The sequence below is a fragment of the Pseudoalteromonas sp. B160 genome (genome assembly GCF_037162485.1).
GTDB lineage: Bacteria > Pseudomonadota > Gammaproteobacteria > Enterobacterales > Alteromonadaceae > Pseudoalteromonas > Pseudoalteromonas rhizosphaerae.
Genome location: NZ_JARLUX010000001.1, coordinates 3,013,673 through 3,034,140, shown reverse-complemented (window position 1 = coordinate 3,034,140; position 20,468 = coordinate 3,013,673). Strand labels below are relative to the sequence as shown.

Genomic DNA, 20,468 nt, shown 5'->3' with positions numbered 1-20,468 from the left:
TCAGGAAATTATTAAGCTGTTAAATAGTAAGGAGATGATCTTAAAAGGCTGGAGAAATACGAGAGTAAGGCAATATATTGCCTTACTCCTTTACTTACTTATAAGTAATCGAACAGTGATAATTTAGCCAAGCGGCCAAAAGTTGCCTGCGAGGCTTGTAGTGCAGTTTCTTGCTTCGTGAGTTCAGTAATGGCCTCAGCCATATCGAGTTCAATTAAATCTGCACGAGAAGATTTGTTATTTACATCAAGGTCACTATTAGATTGCGTGATTTTTTCAGCTGTATTTAACCGCCCACCTAAACCAGCCTGCGTTAAAGAGACCTGATTTTTACTATTGTCGATCTGGATCATGGCCGCTGCCAATACTTGCTCATAATCTTCTTGGCTAATTGTTGGATCAGTCAGTCCTGCGATCAAATCATTTAAGGTGTTTAAAATATTTTCTTTTTGCGGTGCTTCTAAAGTAAAGTCTATCTGCCCATTTGCCACGGGGCTAATGTCGATTTCCAACCCTGCAAATTTAATTTGTGATCCCTCAAAGCTGCCAGAGCTGATCACACTTCCACCTTGTTCAACCTGATAAGTATTAGGTGTACCTGCTGTCGTTATAATATTAAACGTATTTGCTCCGACTGCGGCAGCAGGATCAGCGTTATAATTTGCTTTATGAAAAGAGTCAAACTGAGCTTGTTCACGCACATACACTTTTGCACTAGTGATCCCTCCTGATGCAACACCATCATTCGAGGCGACGTCTAAACGTGCATTGACCTTTTCAAACGTATCAACCCCATTATCACTGGATTTAATTTCAACTCCTTCCGCTACTTTAATTTTATGCTGGCCTTGGTCGCCACCATAAACATATTTGCCAGTTGAAGAATCAAGCGAATAGGTTTGGGTATTATCTTGATAGCCTGAAAATATATACTTCCCATCTTCAGTTTTAGCATTCATTAAATCAAGCACACTACTTTGTATAGATTTAATCTCTTCAGCAATACCTTCACGATCTATATCTGTATAAACACCATTACCAGCTTGAATTGCTAATGTATGTGCTTTTTCAAGCGAGCCTTTAATATTCTCAAGTACACTTTCTTGGGTATTTAAACGACTCGTCAGCATAGTAATATTTTTACTGTATTGCTCATTCGCTTGTATACGATCGGTATACAGTAACGCCCGTGCTGTTGCCGATGGATCATCTGAAGCTGTAAGCACTCGCTTTTGGGTATTAACTTGCTCTTGTGCTTTATTGACATTTTGCTGATTATTCAAAATCGAATTAACACTGTTTTGGTACATCAAATTATTAGATAAACGCATAATTACCTCGCAGCATTAAGTAAAGTATCAAAAATTGTACGGGCTGTTGATAGCACTTGTGCAGACGCCGCATAAGATTGTTGAAAACGTAATAAATTGGCTGCTTCTTCATCAAGGTTTACTCCCGAGAGTGACTCATACCAGGCTTCAGACTGTTGAGCTAATGCCTCAAAAGCAGCGCCATTAGTCTTCGCTTGATTGGTTACAACACCAATATCAGTAACTAACCCTGCATAGGCTTGATTAAATGTTTTATGATTATCTGCAGTTGAAGTTGTGGTCACATTTTGTCGAACTAACTCACCACTTTGTAACCCAGCCAACATTAAGCCATTGCGGTTATCATCAAAACCACCTTCATTAAACTCCAGTGTAAAACTATCGCCTGTTGCTGGTATGCCTTCAATATTAAAGTCAAAGCCATATAATTCGAAACCATTCCCAGCTTGTGAAAGCATATTTTCAGCAGGCGGAGTGACTGTAAAAGTACTTGTATTGACCCCATCTGATATTGTGTATTCATCTGGGTTAGCAGTTTTCACTATCGTGATATCGCCATTAGCAAGATCCGGAGGTGTCGTAGTTGTAAAACCACCTGAAGTCACACTACTTACACTACCTACTGAAATATTGGCATTGCCAGTGTTGTTTATGTTATCAGCCGTACGGATTGGTGAAGCAAGCGCTAACGATTCAGGCCTATCGGTGGCAAGTGTTAAACTCGATGCAGCCTCTGCATTAAGTTTTACAGCAAATTGATCGCCAACATTACCGGTTCCTGTAACATTTAATTGTAAACCAAAAGATTCCCCACCGGTCATAGTCGATGAATCAATAACGCCAGCAACTATATTGGCGGTTGAGGGAGAGCCTAATGGTTCACCTTTATTATCGACAGGTTGTATTTCTACCGTTGTACCACTGGTATAAGTAACAATAAAGTCACTAGCAGGAATTTCACTGCCTTTACCAGGCTCTAGGGTAGCCGTCATGCTTGAGTTACCTGTATTAGCTTGATAGGCGTAACCGCCAACCGTTGGAATTGTAAAAATGTCCCCACCAAGTTCACCGTTGCCGTCCATCCCTAAACGGTTTTGTTGGTTAAAAGCATCAGCAATTGCAAGCCCCATTTGGCCAAGCTGGTTTTGTGCTGGCACTAAAATATCATCACGAAATGCTAGTAACCCACCAATCTTACCTTTAAGTTTACTTACATCAACATCAAGCGGCACAGCTTTGCCGCCATTTATATCTAAACGTAATTCTTTAAAATTAGGATCCGGATCACCCGCCATCGAAAACAAATTAAATGCGCCGTCTTGCATTACGAGTGATTCACCGGTGCCCATAAATACCAGCTTTTCACCGTTGGGGCCATCAAGAGTCTCTACATCTATTAATTCCGATAACTTACGAATAGCAAGGTCTCGCTCGTTATACATGGTGCTTGAGTTTGCCTCATTGCGCGTACCATTTACCGTAGCTATTTGCTTATTCAAACTGCTAATATTTTGAATCAATGTATTCGCTTCATCAGAAAAAATTTCTAACTGCTCATTCACGATGTTTTTTTGATCAAATACAATGCCTGACAAACGATCCATTTGATCAATCAAATTTTCTGCATCTGTCATAACCAACGAACGTGCAACTGTTGATGATGGCTGATTTAAGCTTTCCTGCACATTGTTGAATAACGAATTCATACTGCTCGATAAGCTATTGGATTCTTGAGAAAACAAGCTATCAACCCGGCCTGCTTCTGTAACAAATTGATCAAAAAAGGTTTTATTTGAAGTATCGCGATTGAGCTGCTTTTGAGCAAATTCATTCAATAATCGATATGTTTCACCACGACCAACTTGATTGTCGATCATGGTCATATGCTCTGTACGCTCACGTACATAACCAACTGTATTTATATTGGCAATGTTTTTACTGGTCGTTTGTAGCAATTCTGAATTAGCGCGAACGCCTGAATTTGCAATGTCTAATAAATTAAACGACATCTTAATTTACTCCTTGGCGAACCAATGTTGTCGCCAGTGTTTTAAGTTCTGTACGATTAAGTACTTGCTTAATTTTTTCGGCATAATTGGGGTCTGTGGCATAACCTGCTTTTTGTAAAGAGTCTAAAAAAGCGGCCGGTTTTGCGGTATTTTGTAATGCTTCTTGGTAGCGTGGGTTTTCCGTTAAAAACTGCACAAAGTCATTCACGCTGTCTTTAATCGAATCATATGCTCTAAAGCTGGCTTGTCTTTTTACTGGTGTACCTTGCTCAAATTCGAGTGTCATTTTATTGGCTTTCTCACCCTGCCAGCTTCTATCTGATTTGATATTGAATAAGTTAAAGCTGCTGTTACCATCACTTTTATTAATAATATGCTTACCCCAACCAGTCTCAAGAGCTGCTTGTGCAACCATCACAGCAGGGTTCAAACCAATTTTTTCAGCTGCTGTTTTTGCATGCTCCCAAACACTACTAATAAAATCTTCTGCATTTTCAAACTGAGGTTTTTGCGCTGTTGATGGGCTGCTATTAACAGCCTTGGTGTCAGCCGTGTTTTCAGTATTCGTACCTGTTGCACGCTGATCACTGGTAAAATCATCAACAGTACGCAGCACTGAACTAGGGGTAAAGTTTTTTCCATCAGGAGAAAGTTGTTGCACTATGAGATCGGCTAAACCCAATGACCCTTTTGAAGATAAATCAACTGATAACTGTTGATCATGCATTTCTTCAAAAAACTTTACACCACTGGAATTAAAAGGACTGTCTTCGTCTTCAAACGCTTCATTTGCTTTACGCATACTTTTAAGAAGCATCTGCGTAAAAATAGATTCAAATTGTGCCGCTGCTTTTTTTAGCGCTTCTTTCGATGCTTCAGGTGAGGCACCACTTTTAAGGCATCTTGACGTAACGTATTAAGATTGCCTAAATCAAAGAAGTTTTGTTTATCGAGATGATTAGTATCCATCAGCAATTTGACACAGTGATTAATAATATTATTAACAATGCAATAATTGAGCCAATGCGAGTTTGCGAGTTTGCGAGTTTGCGAGTTTGCGAGTTTGCGAGTTTGCGAGTTTGCGAGTTTGCGAGTTTGCGAGTTTGCGAGTTTGCGAGTTTGCGAGTTTGCGAGTTTGCGAGTTTGCGAAAGTATAAAAGCGTTGATTAATTATGCAAGTCAAGCCCCCCTAAATGCGAGTTAACGCAAACTTAGGGGTCAATATGGTTAAATAACCACGAGTTGACCGCTGATGGCCCCCGCTTCTTTTAATGCTTCTAGTATTGCCATTAAGTCACCGGGCGCTGCGCCGACTTCGTTAATTGCCCGTACTAAATCGTCAAGACTAACACCTGGGTTGAATACAAAGGCTCGAGAATCATCTTCGTTAACATCAATAATACTTTGATTAGTAACGACCGTTTCCCCTTCACTTAATGCGTTAGGCTGAGATACATTTTGCTGTTCCGCAATCGTAACAGTCAAGCCACCATGGGTAATTGCCGCCGCTTGTAACTTTACATTTTTACCGATCACTATGGTACCAGTACGTGAATTAACGATAATTTTTGCCGAAGTATCCGCTGGTTTAAACTCTAAATTTTCAAGCGTAGATAAATAAGCAACACGCTGCGACGCATCACGCGGTGCAATAACACGTATTGAAGCGGCATCAAGTGCATGTGCACTGTCTGGGCCGATAAGTTCATTAATAGTTTGCTCTAAACGTTTAGCGGTAGTGAAATCTGGACGATTTAAATTAAAGGTTATGTAATCACCTTGCATAAAAGGACTTTTAATTGCCCGTTCAACCGTTGCGCCATTAGGAATACGCCCTACCGTAGGCGTGTTCATTACGATCTTACTACCATCGGCTCCTTCAACACCTAATCCACCAACAATTAAGCTACCTTGTGCGATAGCATAAGTATTCCCATCAACCCCTTTTAGAAAGGTTTGTAGTAATGTTCCGCCACGTAAGCTACCCGCACTACCTATTGACGATACAGTAATATCGATTGTCTGCCCTGGCTTCCTAAATGCAGGTAACTCAGCATGCACAGCAACCGCAGCTACATTTTTGATTTTGGGTTTTAAATTCGATGCCATGGTAATACCAAAACTATTTAGCATGGCTTTAAAGCTTTGTTCAGTAAAACGACTTTGCTCACCGGTGCCAGGTAAACCAACCACGAGACCATAACCAACCAGCTGGTTTGAGCGAACGCCTTCAACCATTGAGACATCTTTAATACGTTCAGCGCTTGCACTAAAGTGCCAACTTAATAAACATATACACAGCAACGCTTTCAAGCTATTCATATCAACATCCTTTAAAAAGGGAACAGAGAGCTGGTGAAGAATCGAGTTAACCACCCTGCCGTTTGAGTCTCTTGCATTTGCCCTTTACCAGAATATTGAATCCGAGCATTCGCGATTCTATTAGAGGTCACAGTATTATCTGCAGTAACATCTTGTGGGCGCACAAGTCCTTCCAGACGAATAAATTCTTCGCCGGTGTTTAAAGTCAGCCATTTTTCACCACGGATCACTAAATTACCATTAGGTAATACACGCATAACATTCACGGAAATATCACCAAATAAACTATTAGATTGGTTTGACTTAGTATCACCTTTGAATTTTGCACCGCTGCCCACACCAAACTGAATACTATCACCACCAATATTAACCGGTAGTCCGCCTAACCCAATGACAGGGTCTAAGCTGGCATCACTTTGTTTATCCGTTTCAGTTTTAGCTGCTTTTGATGATTGCGTCGATTCTTGCAGCTTAACTGTAATAATATCTCCAGTACGTAAGGCTTTTTTATCTGAATATAAATCATTTGATAAATTACTATCAAACAATGAGCCTGTCGGCACGATTTGCTCTGCGGCAGGCTCTGGATACATGGGAGCATAGTATGGATCATCTTGAACCACGCTGTGGTTTTGAGTTGTCATACAACCACTCAATATAAATGCACCCGTTAAGACTATAGATAAATTACGCATAACTTTGCTCCGAATTAATTAAAGTTGCTGACTGATATAACTCATCATTTCATCAACCGCTGAAATCACTTTTGAATTCATTTCATAGATCCGTTGAGTTTCAATCAGGTTAACTAATTCTTCAGTTACATTTACGTTAGAGGTTTCAAGTGCACCTTGCACAACAGTGCCTAATCCTTCTAGGCCAGGGTTACCTTGCACAGGTGCGCCACTGACTGCCGTTTCGGTATATAAGTTTTGACCTACCGGCTCTAGACCTGATGGATTGATAAAATCACTGATCGTTAACTGACCTATTACCACATTCTCTGGCTGCCCTGAGATACGTACTGATACCTCTCCATCTTGCGATACAGTAATGGACTGTGCGTCATCAGGTACATTCATTTCTGGCTGTACGGGAAAACCAGCGCCGGCAGTAACAATACGGCCGTCTTCATCCGTGGTAAATTGACCATTTCGAGAGTAAGCGATATTGCCATCAGGCTGTAAAACTTCAAAAAAACCGGGCCCTGATATCATCCAATCCAATGAATTTTCTGTGGTTAGCATATTGCCTTGAGAAAAGTTTTTCTGATTAGCAACCACTTTGGTACCAGCACCAAGCATTAAACCTGAGGGCATTTCAGTATCTTGTGATGAACGTCCACCTGGCTGATTAATATTTTGATAAAGTAAATCTTCAAACACAGCACGGCTTTTCTTATAACCAACGGTACTGGCATTAGCTAAATTATTTGAGATAACCGAAATGTCAGTTTGTTGGGCATCAAGCCCCGTTTTACTTATCCACAATGCAGGATTCATATTAATATCCTCTCAATAAAGTTAAACAATACGCAGCAATTGAGTTTGACGTTCGTCAATTTCTTCAGCCGTTTTCATTAACTTAACTTGTAATTCAAATTGGCGTTGATGGTTTATCATATCTACCATCTCGTGTACCGGATTCACATTTGACATTTCCAAAGTGCCACTCATCACTTTCACATCATTAGAGATGTCACAAAATCCACATATATCATTATCCAGTAATTCAGGCTTTGGCCGAAATAAGCCATCATTACCTTTTTCAAGCTCTGAATTATTTGCCTTGATCACCTTCAAACGATCAACAACTTCTAAAAAGTTAGCTGGAGCTCCTTGCGGGCGAACTTGGATAGAGCCATCTTCACTAAATTCAATTTTCTCCACTGGCAATGGCAAAATAATTGGTCCACCTTCGCCAATAACTTGACGCCCGTGACTGGTGATCAAAGCGCCGTCAGGAGTGATATTCAACGTACCGACTTTTGTATATGCCTCATTACCTGAAGCATCTTGCACCGTAAGCCATCCTTTATCGCTCATAGCAATATCTAGATCACGTCCAGTCTCAACAATACCGCCGGAAGTCATATTGGAACCAGGCCGCTCTTGCATGGTAAATACACGTGTCGGCAGGCCTTCGCCAAAAGCTTGCATCGAACGCGCTTGTGCGAAGTCAGCTTTAAAGCCTGTGGTATTGGCATTTGCTAAATTATTTGCTTTAAGCTCTAGGCCCCGCAAACTTTGCTTAGCTCCAGACGCTGCAATGTAGACCATCTTGTCCATAACATCGACTCACGTTAAAAATCTATAACATGACAAATGCAAGATAAGTGCCACAATAAACTGACGTGATAAGTTACAAAAAATAATCAATCGCAAATAAAAAAGGCTGCTAATAAATAGCAGCCTAGGTGTCGGATTATAAAAAATATTAGAACGAGATTAGCGGATCTGCAAAATAGCTTGCTGTAGTGTTGAATTCACTTCAAGCGCACGTGAGTTTGCTTGGAAGTTACGCTGTGCACTGATCAAATCTACGAGTTCATTCGTTAAATTCACGTTTGATTGCTCAAGCGCTGTAGAGTTAATGGAACCTAAAGTACCAGAACCTGGTTCGCCAGCGATTGGCTCACCAGACGTCAAACTTTTTTTCCAACCTGTATCACCAGCTTGTTGTAAGCCTTGTGAGTTAGAAAAGCGCACCATCGCTACTTGTCCTAAGAATGAGGTATCTCCATTACTGTATGAAGCGACAATCTTACCATCACTACCAATATCAATACCGGCTAAACGTCCAACAGTAGCACCATCTTGCTCAAGTGCTTTAACTTCAAAACGACTAGCATATTGAGTCGGGACTTTATTATCGGTGGCCGCTTCATCGCGCCAATTAACAGTAACATTTTCAGGGAAGCTGGCACCATTTGTTAATAAATCAGATAGCCCTACTGCCGCACCAGCACCGCTTGGTATTGCTAATGGATTGAATGTGTTATCTGTATTCGCGACACCATCTGTGTTTAATGGCTTACCACTAGAATCAAACTGAAAGGTTGATAATGGTGTGTAAGGAGGAGCAGTCTCTTGAACACCTGCAGGGCTAAATGGCTTTTCATCTAAGGTCGCATAAGTTTGCCACTCATTGTCATTACCCGTTACTGTAGAATTTGTTTTAACAAAGAAAAACTGTAAAACATGCGGCTCACCTAACGAGTCGTATACTGTTGTTGATGTTGAGCTATTATATGATGCGCTCGTTGTAGGATCAAAAGTAGTTATTGACGGCGAGGTTGCACGCGAGTCTAAGTTAAACGACGAGTAAACATTCGTCGTAGCTCGCGGTGATCCTGATGAATCAGGGATCTGTAACGCTGATGACGTGCTTAAACTTACCGATGTTGTATCACCTGTAGCTTCATCAACAGGAAAACCCTGCAAGTAATTGCCTTTAGCATCAACAATAAAGTTATCTTTATTAAGTTTAAATGCGCCTGCACGCGAATAAGTAAAATCTTGTGCCCCTAAATCTTGGCTCATGGCAAAGTAACCTTCACCTGTGATAGCTAAATCTAATGAGTTTTGAGTGAACTTTAGTGAACCTTGGTGAAACTGTTGTGCCACCATAGTTGTCTGTACACCATCACCATTTTTTGTCTTGCCTGAACTAAATACCGAAGATGCGTATACATCAGCAAATTCAGCACGTGACTCTTTAAAGCCTACCGTATTTACGTTAGCAATATTATTTGCTGTTACATCTAAGTCTTTTTGTGCGGCAGCAATGCCAGTTAATGCAATATTGAAGCTCATAATTCACCTCTAATCTGTCAATGTTTAGCCTGTGGCTAACTAATAATTAAAATTTTTACGCGATTTCTGCAACGTCAGCTAGCCTAACCGCACCTTCTTTAGTGTTTATAATAATGCCGTTTGCACCATTAATATTAACACTCTCGATATTCTTAAAAGTAGCTATAGGTAAAGCCGTGTACTCACCATTTAACTGCCCTTCAGCTTTAATTTTATATTCACCTGGTGGTAAACGTTCTTTATTATCATTCATGCCGTCCCACTCGAAACGGACAGCGCCCGCTGATTGCGCACCTAAATCAATACTACGCACCAACTGACCAGATGAATCTTCAATTCGTAGAAATAAGTTTTCTACAGGCTCTTCTGCAACCACGGTTCCTTTAGCGCTACCAACATCGTTTAGGTCTAATGTATTAGACTCTAGTAATGCTTGTTTACCCACTAAAGTCGATGCTTGTAGTGCTGAGTTAGATGTCATCGATGCGGCTAATGACTGAAAATTACTATTAAGGTTTGAGATACCTTCAGCCATGGTGAAACTTGTCATCTGCGCGATCATTTGATCATTGTCAGCTGGTTTGCTGGGATCTTGAAACGACAGTTGCTGTGTTAACAATGAGAAGAAATCTTCTTGGGTTAACGCATCACTTTTCTTATCACTGCTAACCTGTTTATCTTGCCACTTAATCGAATCTAAATAAGTTGACGATGTGCTGCTGATATCGTTACTCATAATCTTTCCTCAATTACCGCTGCCCAAGCAACAGTGTTTTACTTAACATTTGCTTCGCTGCATCAGCAACTTGCACATTGGTTTGATAAGAGCGTGAGGCAGAAATCATATTAGCCATTTCTTCAACGACATTAACGTTAGGTTTGTAGATATAACCGTTTTCATCCGCACTAGGATGATTAGGGTTATATTCAATTTGTAATGGTTTATTACTCTCTACAATACCTAACACTTTAACGCCAACAGACGACCCCTGAACATTACCGCTTGATTCTGATGCTTTCATCAGTTCAGCTGCAAAAACAGGGTGGCGCGCCCGGTAAGTTTTGTCTTGGCTTGAGCTAATGCTATTAGCATTTGAAATATTACTCGCGGTTGTGTTCAAACGCACATTTTGCGCACTCATACCACTACCTGAAATATCAAAAACGTTATATAAACTCATGCTTAGGCTCCTTGACTACCGAGGGCTTTTTTAAGGCCTTTAATTTTACTACTCATAAATTGCAGGCTTGCCTGATACTCTAATGAGTTCTTTGTATACAAGTTTCGTTCCACTTGTATATCAACCGAGTTGCCATCACCTGTATCTGCTTGATTTGGCGAGCGAAACATTTCACTATTACCAACATAACGACTGCCACCGGCAATGTGGTTTGGGTTAGTTGTTACCATGTTATTGCCGCCTTGTTGGTGGCTTTTTGCCGCTTTCAATGCTGAGGCAAAGTCGATGTCTTTCGCTTTATAGCCCGGCGTATCAGCATTAGCGATATTGGTTGCTAATAACTCAGCACGTTGCGAACGGATCAACATTGCATGAGGATGAACCCCAAATGCTTTATCAAAACTGATAGCCATAACCATCTCCAAAAAATTGACTTAAGATGATTAATGCAAAAGTTGAGCCAATTAGGTTGATGTTTTATGGTTCGTTTAATTATTTGATTTAAAAAGAAAAACGATGTGGAGCCACATCGTTTTATAGTATTCAAGATTCGGTTTTACCACCGATGAGATTTGAGTAACTTGTGTTTTAGCGCGTTAAATACGCTGGTAAGCTATTTCTTTTGATAAATAATACCTGGATTACAGCGTACCATGTCAAATTCGTCACTTAACCCTGACATAGACTCTGATGCGCCTAAAAATAAATACCCTTTAGGATTTAGTGCTTGAGCAAACTGAGCAATAATTTTGGCTTTAACCTCTGGTGCGAAATAAATCAGCACGTTGCGGCAAAAAATAATATCAAACTTGCCCATTAGCGCGTATGAATCTAATAAGTTAAGATGTCTAAAACTCACTAATTTTTTTATTGAGTCGTTTACTTGCGCCATGCCGTTGCCACTATCTTTAAAGAACTTTTTCCTGCGCTCTACCGACAGCCCTCTAGCTAGAGCAAGGGAGTCATATTCTGCATGCTTACACATATCTAACATAGTATTAGAAATATCAGTGCCGATTATCTGCGCGCCCATTTTTAATACACCCGGCTGTTTAGCTTGAAACTCAGCAACCGACATAGCAATAGAATATGGCTCTTGTCCAGAGGAACTTGCCGCAGACCAAATTTTCAACGGACGACGTAACTCTTTATGTTCCGGAAATAACTTACTTTGCAATAGTTCAAACGGGTATTGATCCCGAAACCATAAAGTTTCATTGGTCGTCATAGCATCAACGACTGCGGCACGTAACTGCCGCTCATGCGGACTCAGTGTTTTACTAACCAATTGTGACAATGATTCAACATTAAAACGAACCATTAGCGGAGCAAGCCTGCTTTTGACTAAATAAAGCTTATTATCTCCCAGAACAATGCCACATTGTTGCTCTAAAAAGAGCGAAACTGATCGTACTCGCTTTGCTGTAAATGCTTATTTTCCAAAGTAACACCGCCTTTTCAAATTAGTCACAATGAACCCATTTTTTCACTGCTGTAGCTAACTCATCCGGATTGAACTTAGCTATAAAGTCATCAGCACCCACTTTTTCAATCATCGCTTGATTGAATACACCACTGAGCGATGTATGTAAAATAACATGTAAGGGGGCTAACTTTGGATCTGCTTTTATTTCAGCGGTTAGGGTATAACCATCCATTTCTGGCATTTCAACATCAGAAATCAACAATCCTACTCGCTCGGTAATATCATGCTTACAATCAAGTGCAGCAATCTCACGAAGGCGTATTAATGCTTCTTTACCATTTTTAGCCAGCTCTGTTTGCACGCCTAACGGCTCTAATGCACGTTTGACTTGATTACGAGCAACGGCAGAGTCATCGGCAATAAACACAATGCGCTCACCTAAGTCTTTTTGAATTTCACCATCATTAGCTATTGCAGCACTGACTTCGGTATTCACCGGGCAAATTTCGTTTAATATTTTTTCTACATCAAGAATTTCGACTAACTCGTTTTCAATTTCTGTCACTGCAGTTAAATATGAATATCTGCCAGCTCCTGACGGTGGCGGCATTATTTTCTCCCAATTCATATTAACGATTCGCTCAACGCCACCAACCAAAAACCCTTGTACGGAACGGTTATATTCAGCAATGATTATAAAACTATCTTTAATATTTTCGATCGCAGGACCACCCACGGCCATCGATAAATCGATAACAGAAATAGTTTGCCCGCGTATATGTGCGACACCTCTTATATACGCATTTGACTTTGGCATGTTTGTCAAAGGAGGGCATTGCAGTACTTCTCTCACTTTAAACACATTGATGCCAAAGCGCTGCCGCCCTCTTAGCTTGAATAATAATAATTCAAGACGGTTTTGCCCAACCAATTGAGTGCGTTGGTTAACTGAGTCTAAAATGCCTGCCATTTCAATCTCCTGAAGAAAGCGAATAAGAACGGAACAATAATTGCTTTCTTTATGTAAAGCTACATAACTACACGGGAGCGTCTGTTTATTGACGCTAAATATTTATACCCTGTTTTCAACCATAAGCATAGTCGAAACATTATGAGTTTGTTAAAAAAAAGCCGAAGATACAGTGTTTTTTATTTTCTTGCTAGCTTATGCCTAGTAACTCCACTGTATGCGCAAACATATAGCAAAGAACAATTGCAAGAACTTGCTGTATCTCATGTCTATGATCAACTAGACCCTAATACTGCCGATGATAAGGAACTCAACGCCTTAACATTGGATAGCCGGATCCCAGATCGTGGCTGTAACAGCGACCTTGCATTTAATATTCCTACTGAGCCGCCATTTAATCGCCAAATAACCGTACAAATAAAATGTGATGACCTAAATGGTTGGAGTCAATATGTTCATGTACGTATGATTGAACTATCCCCTGTGATTATAGCCACTGAAAATTTAAGTCGGGGTGAAGTTATCGAACCCCATCATTTACGTTTGATTATGAAACCAAAACATTTCGTAAGAGCACAGTACTTACAAGATGAAGAACTGTTGATTGGTAGCCGCAGCAAACGCAATATCCGCAGTGGTTACCCTGTTGCTTTAAATCAAATCTGTATGGTCTGCAAAGGGGATAATGTCACTATTTTCGCAATAATTCGAGGATTGAAAATAAAAACTTCCGGTTTAGCCCTAGAAGATGGTACTTTAGGGGAGCAAGTAAAAGTTAAAAATGCAAAATCAGGGAAAGTTTTAAATGCCCGTGTTGACGGTGTTGAGTCTGTGCAGGTAATTATTTAAACTTTCGTATTTATGCTAAAGTTTCTAGCATGGTTGCCGATAACAAGGCATGTGTTGGATAATGTATAGGTTGAAATCATGGTAAGCCAAGTAAATAAAGGTCAGCAACAGGCTAATGTGTTGACCAATGCAAAACAGCAAAAAGTTGATTTACAAAACAATAATGCTAATACTGCGCAAGCAACTACGCCAAAAGCGACTGCTGATTCAGTAAGCTTAACACCACAAGCGCAACAGTTAAAATCTTTGCAAGACAAAGCACAGCAGTCTTCTGGTTTTGATAGCAACAAAGTGGCTGAGCTAAAAAAAGCAATTACTGAAGGTAAATATCAGATTGATGCTGAAAAGTTAGCAAAAAATATCGCTGCATTTGAGTTTGATGTGTATGGCTGATCACAACAGTCTGATCAGTTCTAAACTTGTTATGCAGCTAAATTGCTTAACATCCCTTGCTGATATCTTAGAAGATGAATTAACCGCTATAGCTTCCCGTCGTGGTGAGGGTCTAAAAGATGTCGCGAAACAAAAACTTGCATTTTTGAGTCAAATTCAAACTTTAGACAAAGAGCTCAAAACCTTACTTGCAAATAATGACGTTGAATCTGACGAAGTGACAAACTTAATTAGTGATGTGCGTAAATTATTAGAGTCATGTAAAAAGAAAAATGATGTTAATGCTCATGCAGCCCACCATGCACAATTAACCGTCAAACAATTAAAAGACATTTTAATTGGTGTGCCAACCTCTACAACATATGACCAAGGTGGTAGTGTTGTTCACGGTAACAGTAAAATTGTCCATAACTTAAAAGCATAACCCCTTCTTTGAGCTTCACCTGTGCCTACTTCTGATTAATTGATTTACCCTGCATTTATAGCTACCTTTCGCTAGATACTTTTATTGCCAGTTTGATTCTGTGACTGAACCAACATCGTTTGCCAATTACGTGCTATCGCTACGCGCGTTGGTCCAAATTGCAGGTTCATTTTTTCTAAAAAGACATTAAACTGGCTGGGGAGACGATCGGCAAAAACCACACTGGTAACTAATATAAACAATAGCGCAAAATGCAGTAACGGGCAGTTACTAAACTTTCGCAAAAGCACGCAGCCAAAGTGTAAAACGCTCACTGACGCGACCATAAGTATATTAATAAAAACCGAGTTATTTTTTTACGTGCCACAAGCTTTATTCAATAAAAACATTAAATAAAGCATAGCACTGAAGTATTCACTGTGAGATATTTTAGCGTGTATTTTGTTAGTTACTAACGTAAATAACAACGAATTTATTAGATCAAGCGTTTTAGTAATAAGTTACTTTTTTAACTTCGCGTGGTTTAATTTCACCTATGTATAAATCATGCACCCGCTTCATATCAAGTTGTAACTCAGTGGCATAGGTATCACCTACGGCATAGGTTTTAATTACTTGTGCGCCTTTAATAATCCCTTGTACTTGCCCTTGCAAGTGATCGTTTTGTGCAATACTGCCTTGCACTGTGGTACCTGCGGTAATTTTTTGCCCATATACTTGCTCTGCAAGCTCACGATACGCTTCTAGTTTTGATGCTTTAATCGCCATTAATGAGCGTTGTGATTGGTTATCACCTGGTTGCGCACTGATCGGCGCATAACCCACGGCTTTTAGAATTGGGTAGTTATCTGGCTCAATATACTTATATTCCACATGTTTATCAAAAATACTGCTACAGCCAGCTAGACCTAAGCTTGCTAATATACAAATTGAAATCACAATACGCATGGCTTTTCTCACGCTTTAAAAGAGACATTAATAACTAACTCAATGCACGATCAATGCCATAATTAACTGCTATGACGGTTTTAAAGCAACCTTACAAAACAATTGGTACAGTCCTTGCTCTGTCACTATTAATAGCAAATGTATATTCATGGGGTCAGGGTAATGAAGCGAATTTTATCAATGGTAGTAATCGCCAGCAGTTGGCTGAGTATTAGCCTATTTTCCTCCCATACAGTTGCTCAATGGTATGAATCAACCGGCCATGCAAGCATTAAAAATGATGATATAAGTGCGGCAAAATCGGCGGCAATAAAAGATGCTATCACCCAAGCTTTAGTGTTCTCAGGGGCACGCGTCAGCTCAATGCAAACCTTAGTAGATGGGGTGTTAACTCAAGATCAGCTAAAAATAAACAGCCATGGCGAAATTCAAAAGATAGAGATGATCAGCGAAGATCGTAAAGCCGATCAATTTGCAATTACTTTGCGCTTAGATATCTTCCCTCAACAAGAACACTGCCCTGCGAACCAATTTACTAAATTTGTTGCGATCACCCAAACACAATTAAATAATCGCGAACAAGCGAAGATGGGTCAAATATTTGACATTAACAAAGCCACCAGCGAAGCACTCTACAAAACGTTAAATCAATCAGCTATGAATGCTAAACCAACTGCCTATTTTAACTTTCCGATCCGCGTTGGCGAATTTTTTAATCAACAATACGATTACAGTAATGCCCTATTAGAAGAAATATCGAGCCGCAGTAATTCTCAGTATGTATTGTTAAGTCAAATTGTTGATATCTCAAATGGCGATAAACTCAATAACAGTTATGCTTTTTGGCAGGACGAAACCTACCAACGTTCATATAAAATAGATTTTGCCTTATTTGATGGCACCACTTACGAGCGAATGTGGCAAAAAAGTTATCGCAGTCAAGCTATCTGGCCATTTGAAAAAACTGCAATTATTGACGTGTTTAGTGATAAATTTTGGAATTCAGATTACGGCCAAAATATAGCTGACATAAACCAAACCGTTAGTTACGACTTACAAGCCGCAATGGCTTGCCTTGAAACCCAAGGTAAAATACTACATATAGAAAACAATAAGCTAATTATTAATTTAGGCAAAGCCCATGGTATTGAAAAAGGCCAACGTTTAAATATTGCACATCATAACTATTTAACGGATGCTGCGGGAAATAAAATGCCACACCTGATCACCACGCTCAATCAAATACAAGTTGAGCAGGTATATCAACAAAGTGCGGTTGCCGTCAGTATTGACCAACAACCACTGCCTAATATTCAAATAAATGATGTAGTAGAACTGACTAATTTAGAGCCTTAGTCAATTGTTGGTGTAAGCTTGGGTGCTCAATAAGCCAATTAGCAAGTAATTCAATGCCCGCTAAATGCGGGTAATGTTTACGACAGGCCAACACCACACTTCGCTGTTGAGTTGGGAAGATTGGCAAGTAGCTAATACCTGCACGCTCTGTGCACGCAAGCTTAGGCACAAAGGTTACCCCATCATCCATAGCCACCAATGCTAATAAGGTTTCTAAGCTATTACCTCGGTACTCATTGGACACATCAACCCCAGCGGCAAAACAAAATTGCTGGGCTTGATCTTTAAAACAATGACCATCGCTGAGCATCAATAAACTGCACTCTTGTAGCTCATCTAACGCTATTTTACTGCGTTTTGCTAAACTATTTTGCGCTGACATAGCGACCAAAAAAGTCTTCTTTATACAATTTAACTGTATGATAAAGTTTAAGTTCAGGCACATCTGCTAATATAGCTATATCTAACTCACCGTTATCCAGTGCGCTTAATATAGTCGCGGTTTGCATCTCAACAAAAGCAAATTGGCTATCAGCAAACGCTTCTTTCATCGAGGTGAGTAAGGTGGGTAATAAATACGGTGCAATCGTTGGAATAATACCTATTCTTACTTTACCTTGTAGTGGCGACGATGACGTTGCTGCTAGCTCTTTTAATATTTGGGTTTGCTCTAAGATCACTTTGATCTGTGTCAACAAACGTTCACCTTGAGTCGTTAAAGTAACCTGCTTAGTGGAGCGGTCAAATAAAGTAACACCAAGCTCTTGTTCAAGTTTTTTAACCTGTCCACTGAGAGTGGGTTGACTGACAAAACATGCATCGGCGGCTTTACGAAAATGCTTAAAGTGCGCAATCGCTTTTACGTATTCAAGATCTTTTAAATTCACTGCAAACTCACAATTAATCGGTAATACCTATCATACTAATATAAACAAACGATTGGAGCTATTATAACTTTCACGACATAATGGCTATCAACAAATCAAGAGGAACTAAAAAACATGTTAAAGAATATTGAAGGTCAAACAATTCCACAGGTTACATTTGCAACACGTCAAAATGACGAATGGAAATCAGTAACTACCGATGACATTTTTAAAGGTAAAACAGTGGTTGTGTTTTCACTACCCGGTGCATTTACACCAACCTGTTCATCAACTCACTTACCACGCTACAACGAATTAGCTGGTGTACTTAAACAAAACGGCGTTGACGACATTGTGTGTTTATCAGTAAACGATACCTTTGTAATGAATGCATGGGCTGAGCATCAAGAAGCACAAAACATTACCTTATTACCAGACGGTAACGGCGAATTCACTGACGGCATGGGCATGTTAGTTGATAAAAACGATTTAGGTTTTGGCAAACGCAGCTGGAGATACTCTATGCTGGTTAAAGATGGCGTAATTGAAAAAATGTTCATCGAACCAGATTTACCTGGCGACCCGTTTGAAGTATCAGATGCAGACACTATGCTTGATTACATCAACCCGAAACAAGTTAAACCAGAGCCGGTGAGCATTTTCACTAAACCTGGCTGCCCTTTCTGTAAAAAAGCGAAAGCATTATTAACAGAGAAAGGCCTAGTATACGAAGAAATCACTATGGGTGCTGGCGCATCACTGACTAGCCTAAAAGCTATTTCAGGCCGTGAGACCGTGCCACAAGTATTTATCGGCGGTAAGCACATTGGTGGCTCTGACGATTTAGAAAAATACTTTGCTTAATTAACTAATACCTTAAGCACATAATTAGGGGCATTAATGCCCCTACTTTTACCTTTTTACGTACCCATTTTATTAACTTATTTATGAACCAGTTTTTTAATAAAATTGGTATTGAGGACATCACCATGAAAGAACTAAACACAGACGTTGTTGTAATAGGTGCTGGCACCGCAGGTTTAAGCGCTTACCGCAATGCAAAACAACACACGTCTAACGTATTAATGATTGAAGCAGGCCCATACGGCACAACCTGTGCGCGTGTTGGTTGTATGCCAAGTAAATTACTGATTGCTGCCGCAGAAGCCGCCCACGCAATTGACGTCGCGCCAGCCTTTGGTGTGCACAGCTCAAAACCAACTATAAACGGTGTTGAAGTAATGGCGCGCGTACGTAACGAGCGCGACCGCTTTGCAGGCTTTGTGGTTGAGGCCGTAGACGAGTTACCCGCTGATGACAAAATTGTAGGTTATGCTAAGTTTTTAGATACCAATCGCGTACAAATTGACGACCATACAATTATTACCGCTAAGCGTTTTGTTATTGCCACTGGCTCACGTCCTGCCTACCCTGGCGTATTTAATAACTTTGGCGACAGATTAATAATTAACGATGACGTTTTCGATTGGCAAGACTTGCCAGAGTCAGTTGCTGTATTTGGCCCTGGTGTTATTGGCCTCGAAATTGGCCAAGCGTTGCATCGCTTAGGTGTTAAGGTAAAACTATTTGGTGTGGGTGGCGCGATTGGCCCAATTACCGACCCAGTTATAAAAGACTACGCAAATACCGTATTTGCTGAAGAGTTTTTTGTCGATACCGATTCAAACGTATCCGATATGAAACAAGTAGGCGATAAAGCGCAGCTTACCTATGTAGACAAAAACGGCAACAAACAAACCGAGCAATTTGATTACGTACTTGCCGCGACGGGCCGCGTACCAAACACCGACAAACTCGGTCTTGAAAACACCGGCATTAAGCTTGATGAACGTGGCGTACCAATCGCTGATAAACACACAATGCAATGTGGCGACTCCAATATATTTATCGCCGGAGACGCCAGTAACATGATCCCACTGCTGCACGAAGCGAGCGACCAAGGCTCCATCGCAGGGCAAAATGCAGGCCGTTTTCCTGATGTACGTATTGGCCTGCGCCGAGCGCCAATTGCAGCCGTTTTCAGCGACCCACAAATTGCTATGGTCGGTGAAACGTACAAACAAATAACGGCTCGTTATGGTGAGTGTGGTTGTTTTGAAGTTGGTGAAGTCAGCTTTGAAAACCAAGGCCGCAGCCGCGTAATGCTGAAAAATAAAGGTCATATGCGTTTATACGCAGAGCAAGGCACAGGCTTATTTTTAGGTGCTGAGTTTATTGGCCCGCAAGCTGAGCATATCGCCCACCTACTGGCATGGGCTGTACAAAACAAAATGACTGTACCACAAATGCTCGACATGCCATTTTATCACCCAGTGATAGAAGAAGGCCTACGTACCGCACTGCGTGATTTAAACGCCAAGCTTAAATTTGGCCCAGACATCATTAATCAATGTATGGAATGTGGCCGGGAAATTAGAAGCTAGTTTGCTAGTTTGCTAGTTTGCTAGTTTGCTAGTTTGCTAGTTTGCTAGTTTGCTAGTTTGCTAGTTTGCTAGTTTGCTAGTTTGCTAGTTTGCTAGTTTGCTAGTTTGCTAGTTTGCTAGTTTGCTAGGATAAA

The 20,468-nt window shown here is 40.4% G+C and carries 18 protein-coding genes and 3 pseudogenes; 6 read left to right on the top strand and 15 right to left on the bottom strand.

From position 1 onward, the window contains the following. Positions 1 to 98: 98 nt before the first annotated feature. The 13 genes and pseudogenes from flgL to P4S61_RS14100 all read right to left on the bottom strand — a co-directional run bounded on the left by flgL (position 99) and on the right by P4S61_RS14100 (position 13,054). Entirely contained in the window at positions 99 to 1,331 is a 1,233-nt protein-coding gene (gene flgL / locus P4S61_RS14160; protein WP_337118494.1) for a flagellar hook-associated protein FlgL, read from the bottom strand. Positions 1,332 to 1,333: 2 nt separating this feature from the next. Beyond that, positions 1,334 to 3,340 (bottom strand): flagellar hook-associated protein FlgK, encoded by a 2,007-nt coding sequence (gene flgK, locus P4S61_RS14155; protein ID WP_145239522.1) that lies wholly within the window; start codon positions 3,338 to 3,340, stop codon positions 1,334 to 1,336. A 1-nt stretch (position 3,341) separates the two neighbouring features. Further along, positions 3,342 to 4,309, bottom strand: a pseudogene (gene flgJ, locus P4S61_RS14150) (flagellar assembly peptidoglycan hydrolase FlgJ). A gap of 258 nt (positions 4,310 to 4,567) precedes the next feature. Further along, on the bottom strand, positions 4,568 to 5,662 hold the full coding sequence (locus tag P4S61_RS14145; protein WP_145239528.1) for a flagellar basal body P-ring protein FlgI: 1,095 nt from the start codon (positions 5,660 to 5,662) through the stop codon (positions 4,568 to 4,570). Positions 5,663 to 5,673: 11 nt separating this feature from the next. Further along, the gene (flgH, locus tag P4S61_RS14140) at positions 5,674 to 6,357 is read right to left on the bottom strand and encodes a flagellar basal body L-ring protein FlgH (RefSeq protein ID WP_145239531.1); all 684 of its coding nucleotides are present in this window, start codon (positions 6,355 to 6,357) and stop codon (positions 5,674 to 5,676) included. Positions 6,358 to 6,375: 18 nt separating this feature from the next. Next, positions 6,376 to 7,164: a flagellar basal-body rod protein FlgG gene (gene flgG, locus P4S61_RS14135; RefSeq protein WP_145239534.1), complete on the bottom strand. Its 789-nt coding sequence runs from the start codon at positions 7,162 to 7,164 to the stop codon at positions 6,376 to 6,378. A gap of 21 nt (positions 7,165 to 7,185) precedes the next feature. After that, entirely contained in the window at positions 7,186 to 7,950 is a 765-nt protein-coding gene (locus tag P4S61_RS14130) for a flagellar basal body rod protein FlgF (protein ID WP_145239537.1), read from the bottom strand. 159 nt (positions 7,951 to 8,109) lie between these two features. After that, complete coding sequence (gene flgE, locus P4S61_RS14125; protein WP_145239540.1) at positions 8,110 to 9,477, bottom strand: flagellar hook protein FlgE; 1,368 nt, start codon at positions 9,475 to 9,477, stop codon at positions 8,110 to 8,112. Between the two features lie 55 nt (positions 9,478 to 9,532). Then, positions 9,533 to 10,213, bottom strand: a complete 681-nt coding sequence (locus tag P4S61_RS14120) for a flagellar hook assembly protein FlgD (protein ID WP_145239543.1) — start codon at positions 10,211 to 10,213, stop codon at positions 9,533 to 9,535. A gap of 13 nt (positions 10,214 to 10,226) precedes the next feature. Further along, positions 10,227 to 10,658 (bottom strand): flagellar basal body rod protein FlgC, encoded by a 432-nt coding sequence (gene flgC, locus P4S61_RS14115; RefSeq protein ID WP_145239546.1) that lies wholly within the window; start codon positions 10,656 to 10,658, stop codon positions 10,227 to 10,229. Positions 10,659 to 10,660: 2 nt separating this feature from the next. Beyond that, positions 10,661 to 11,071: a flagellar basal body rod protein FlgB gene (flgB, locus tag P4S61_RS14110; protein WP_145239549.1), complete on the bottom strand. Its 411-nt coding sequence runs from the start codon at positions 11,069 to 11,071 to the stop codon at positions 10,661 to 10,663. A gap of 200 nt (positions 11,072 to 11,271) precedes the next feature. Beyond that, positions 11,272 to 12,101, bottom strand: a pseudogene (locus P4S61_RS14105) (CheR family methyltransferase). A 20-nt stretch (positions 12,102 to 12,121) separates the two neighbouring features. After that, on the bottom strand, positions 12,122 to 13,054 hold the full coding sequence (locus P4S61_RS14100) for a chemotaxis protein (protein ID WP_145239555.1): 933 nt from the start codon (positions 13,052 to 13,054) through the stop codon (positions 12,122 to 12,124). A 141-nt stretch (positions 13,055 to 13,195) separates the two neighbouring features. Between P4S61_RS14100 and flgA the strand changes: the two genes are divergently transcribed. The 3 genes from flgA to flgN all read left to right on the top strand — a co-directional run bounded on the left by flgA (position 13,196) and on the right by flgN (position 14,720). Continuing rightward, complete coding sequence (flgA, locus tag P4S61_RS14095) at positions 13,196 to 13,903, top strand: flagellar basal body P-ring formation chaperone FlgA (RefSeq protein WP_145239558.1); 708 nt, start codon at positions 13,196 to 13,198, stop codon at positions 13,901 to 13,903. A 78-nt stretch (positions 13,904 to 13,981) separates the two neighbouring features. After that, positions 13,982 to 14,296 carry a flagellar biosynthesis anti-sigma factor FlgM gene (flgM, locus tag P4S61_RS14090; RefSeq protein WP_145239561.1) on the top strand — a complete coding sequence of 105 codons (315 nt, stop codon included), beginning with the start codon at positions 13,982 to 13,984 and terminating at the stop codon, positions 14,294 to 14,296. Beyond that, a complete protein-coding gene (gene flgN, locus P4S61_RS14085) occupies positions 14,289 to 14,720 on the top strand; it encodes a flagellar protein FlgN (RefSeq protein ID WP_145239564.1) in 432 nt (143 codons plus the stop codon). The genes flgM and flgN overlap by 8 nt, the downstream gene beginning before the upstream one ends. A gap of 489 nt (positions 14,721 to 15,209) precedes the next feature. Here the strand turns inward: flgN and P4S61_RS14080 are convergent, their stop codons facing one another. Beyond that, positions 15,210 to 15,668, bottom strand: coding sequence for an LPP20 family lipoprotein (locus P4S61_RS14080; protein ID WP_145239567.1), 459 nt, complete (start codon positions 15,666 to 15,668; stop codon positions 15,210 to 15,212). 162 nt (positions 15,669 to 15,830) lie between these two features. On the opposite strand from P4S61_RS14080, the gene P4S61_RS14075 reads away from it, so the two are divergent. Continuing rightward, positions 15,831 to 17,024 carry a flagellar assembly protein FlgT gene (locus P4S61_RS14075; protein WP_145239570.1) on the top strand — a complete coding sequence of 398 codons (1,194 nt, stop codon included), beginning with the start codon at positions 15,831 to 15,833 and terminating at the stop codon, positions 17,022 to 17,024. Here P4S61_RS14075 and P4S61_RS14070 read toward each other — a convergent pair. Continuing rightward, positions 17,008 to 17,911 (bottom strand): annotated as a pseudogene (locus P4S61_RS14070) (LysR substrate-binding domain-containing protein). The gene P4S61_RS14075 and the pseudogene P4S61_RS14070 overlap by 17 nt on opposite strands. Before the next feature lie 114 nt (positions 17,912 to 18,025). Here P4S61_RS14070 and P4S61_RS14065 point away from each other — a divergent pair. Beyond that, positions 18,026 to 18,754: a glutathione peroxidase gene (locus tag P4S61_RS14065; protein WP_145239576.1), complete on the top strand. Its 729-nt coding sequence runs from the start codon at positions 18,026 to 18,028 to the stop codon at positions 18,752 to 18,754. Positions 18,755 to 18,879: 125 nt separating this feature from the next. Beyond that, on the top strand, positions 18,880 to 20,334 hold the full coding sequence (locus P4S61_RS14060; RefSeq protein WP_337118492.1) for a dihydrolipoyl dehydrogenase: 1,455 nt from the start codon (positions 18,880 to 18,882) through the stop codon (positions 20,332 to 20,334). Positions 20,335 to 20,468 lie beyond the last annotated feature (134 nt).

Coding starts and splice junctions, on each gene's coding strand:
- P4S61_RS14060 (WP_337118492.1), top strand. CDS start 18,880: ATGAAAGAACTAAACACAGACGTTGTTGTAATAGGTGCTGGCACCGCA.
- flgE (WP_145239540.1), bottom strand. CDS start 9,477: ATGAGCTTCAATATTGCATTAACTGGCATTGCTGCCGCACAAAAAGAC.
- P4S61_RS14145 (WP_145239528.1), bottom strand. CDS start 5,662: ATGAATAGCTTGAAAGCGTTGCTGTGTATATGTTTATTAAGTTGGCAC.
- flgG (WP_145239534.1), bottom strand. CDS start 7,164: ATGAATCCTGCATTGTGGATAAGTAAAACGGGGCTTGATGCCCAACAA.
- flgN (WP_145239564.1), top strand. CDS start 14,289: ATGGCTGATCACAACAGTCTGATCAGTTCTAAACTTGTTATGCAGCTA.
- flgK (WP_145239522.1), bottom strand. CDS start 3,340: ATGTCGTTTAATTTATTAGACATTGCAAATTCAGGCGTTCGCGCTAAT.
- flgB (WP_145239549.1), bottom strand. CDS start 11,071: ATGGCTATCAGTTTTGATAAAGCATTTGGGGTTCATCCTCATGCAATG.
- P4S61_RS14120 (WP_145239543.1), bottom strand. CDS start 10,213: ATGAGTAACGATATCAGCAGCACATCGTCAACTTATTTAGATTCGATT.
- flgA (WP_145239558.1), top strand. CDS start 13,196: ATGAGTTTGTTAAAAAAAAGCCGAAGATACAGTGTTTTTTATTTTCTT.
- flgM (WP_145239561.1), top strand. CDS start 13,982: ATGGTAAGCCAAGTAAATAAAGGTCAGCAACAGGCTAATGTGTTGACC.
- flgH (WP_145239531.1), bottom strand. CDS start 6,357: ATGCGTAATTTATCTATAGTCTTAACGGGTGCATTTATATTGAGTGGT.
- P4S61_RS14065 (WP_145239576.1), top strand. CDS start 18,026: ATGTTAAAGAATATTGAAGGTCAAACAATTCCACAGGTTACATTTGCA.
- P4S61_RS14130 (WP_145239537.1), bottom strand. CDS start 7,950: ATGGACAAGATGGTCTACATTGCAGCGTCTGGAGCTAAGCAAAGTTTG.
- P4S61_RS14075 (WP_145239570.1), top strand. CDS start 15,831: ATGAAGCGAATTTTATCAATGGTAGTAATCGCCAGCAGTTGGCTGAGT.
- flgC (WP_145239546.1), bottom strand. CDS start 10,658: ATGAGTTTATATAACGTTTTTGATATTTCAGGTAGTGGTATGAGTGCG.
- flgL (WP_337118494.1), bottom strand. CDS start 1,331: ATGCGTTTATCTAATAATTTGATGTACCAAAACAGTGTTAATTCGATT.
- P4S61_RS14080 (WP_145239567.1), bottom strand. CDS start 15,668: ATGCGTATTGTGATTTCAATTTGTATATTAGCAAGCTTAGGTCTAGCT.
- P4S61_RS14100 (WP_145239555.1), bottom strand. CDS start 13,054: ATGGCAGGCATTTTAGACTCAGTTAACCAACGCACTCAATTGGTTGGG.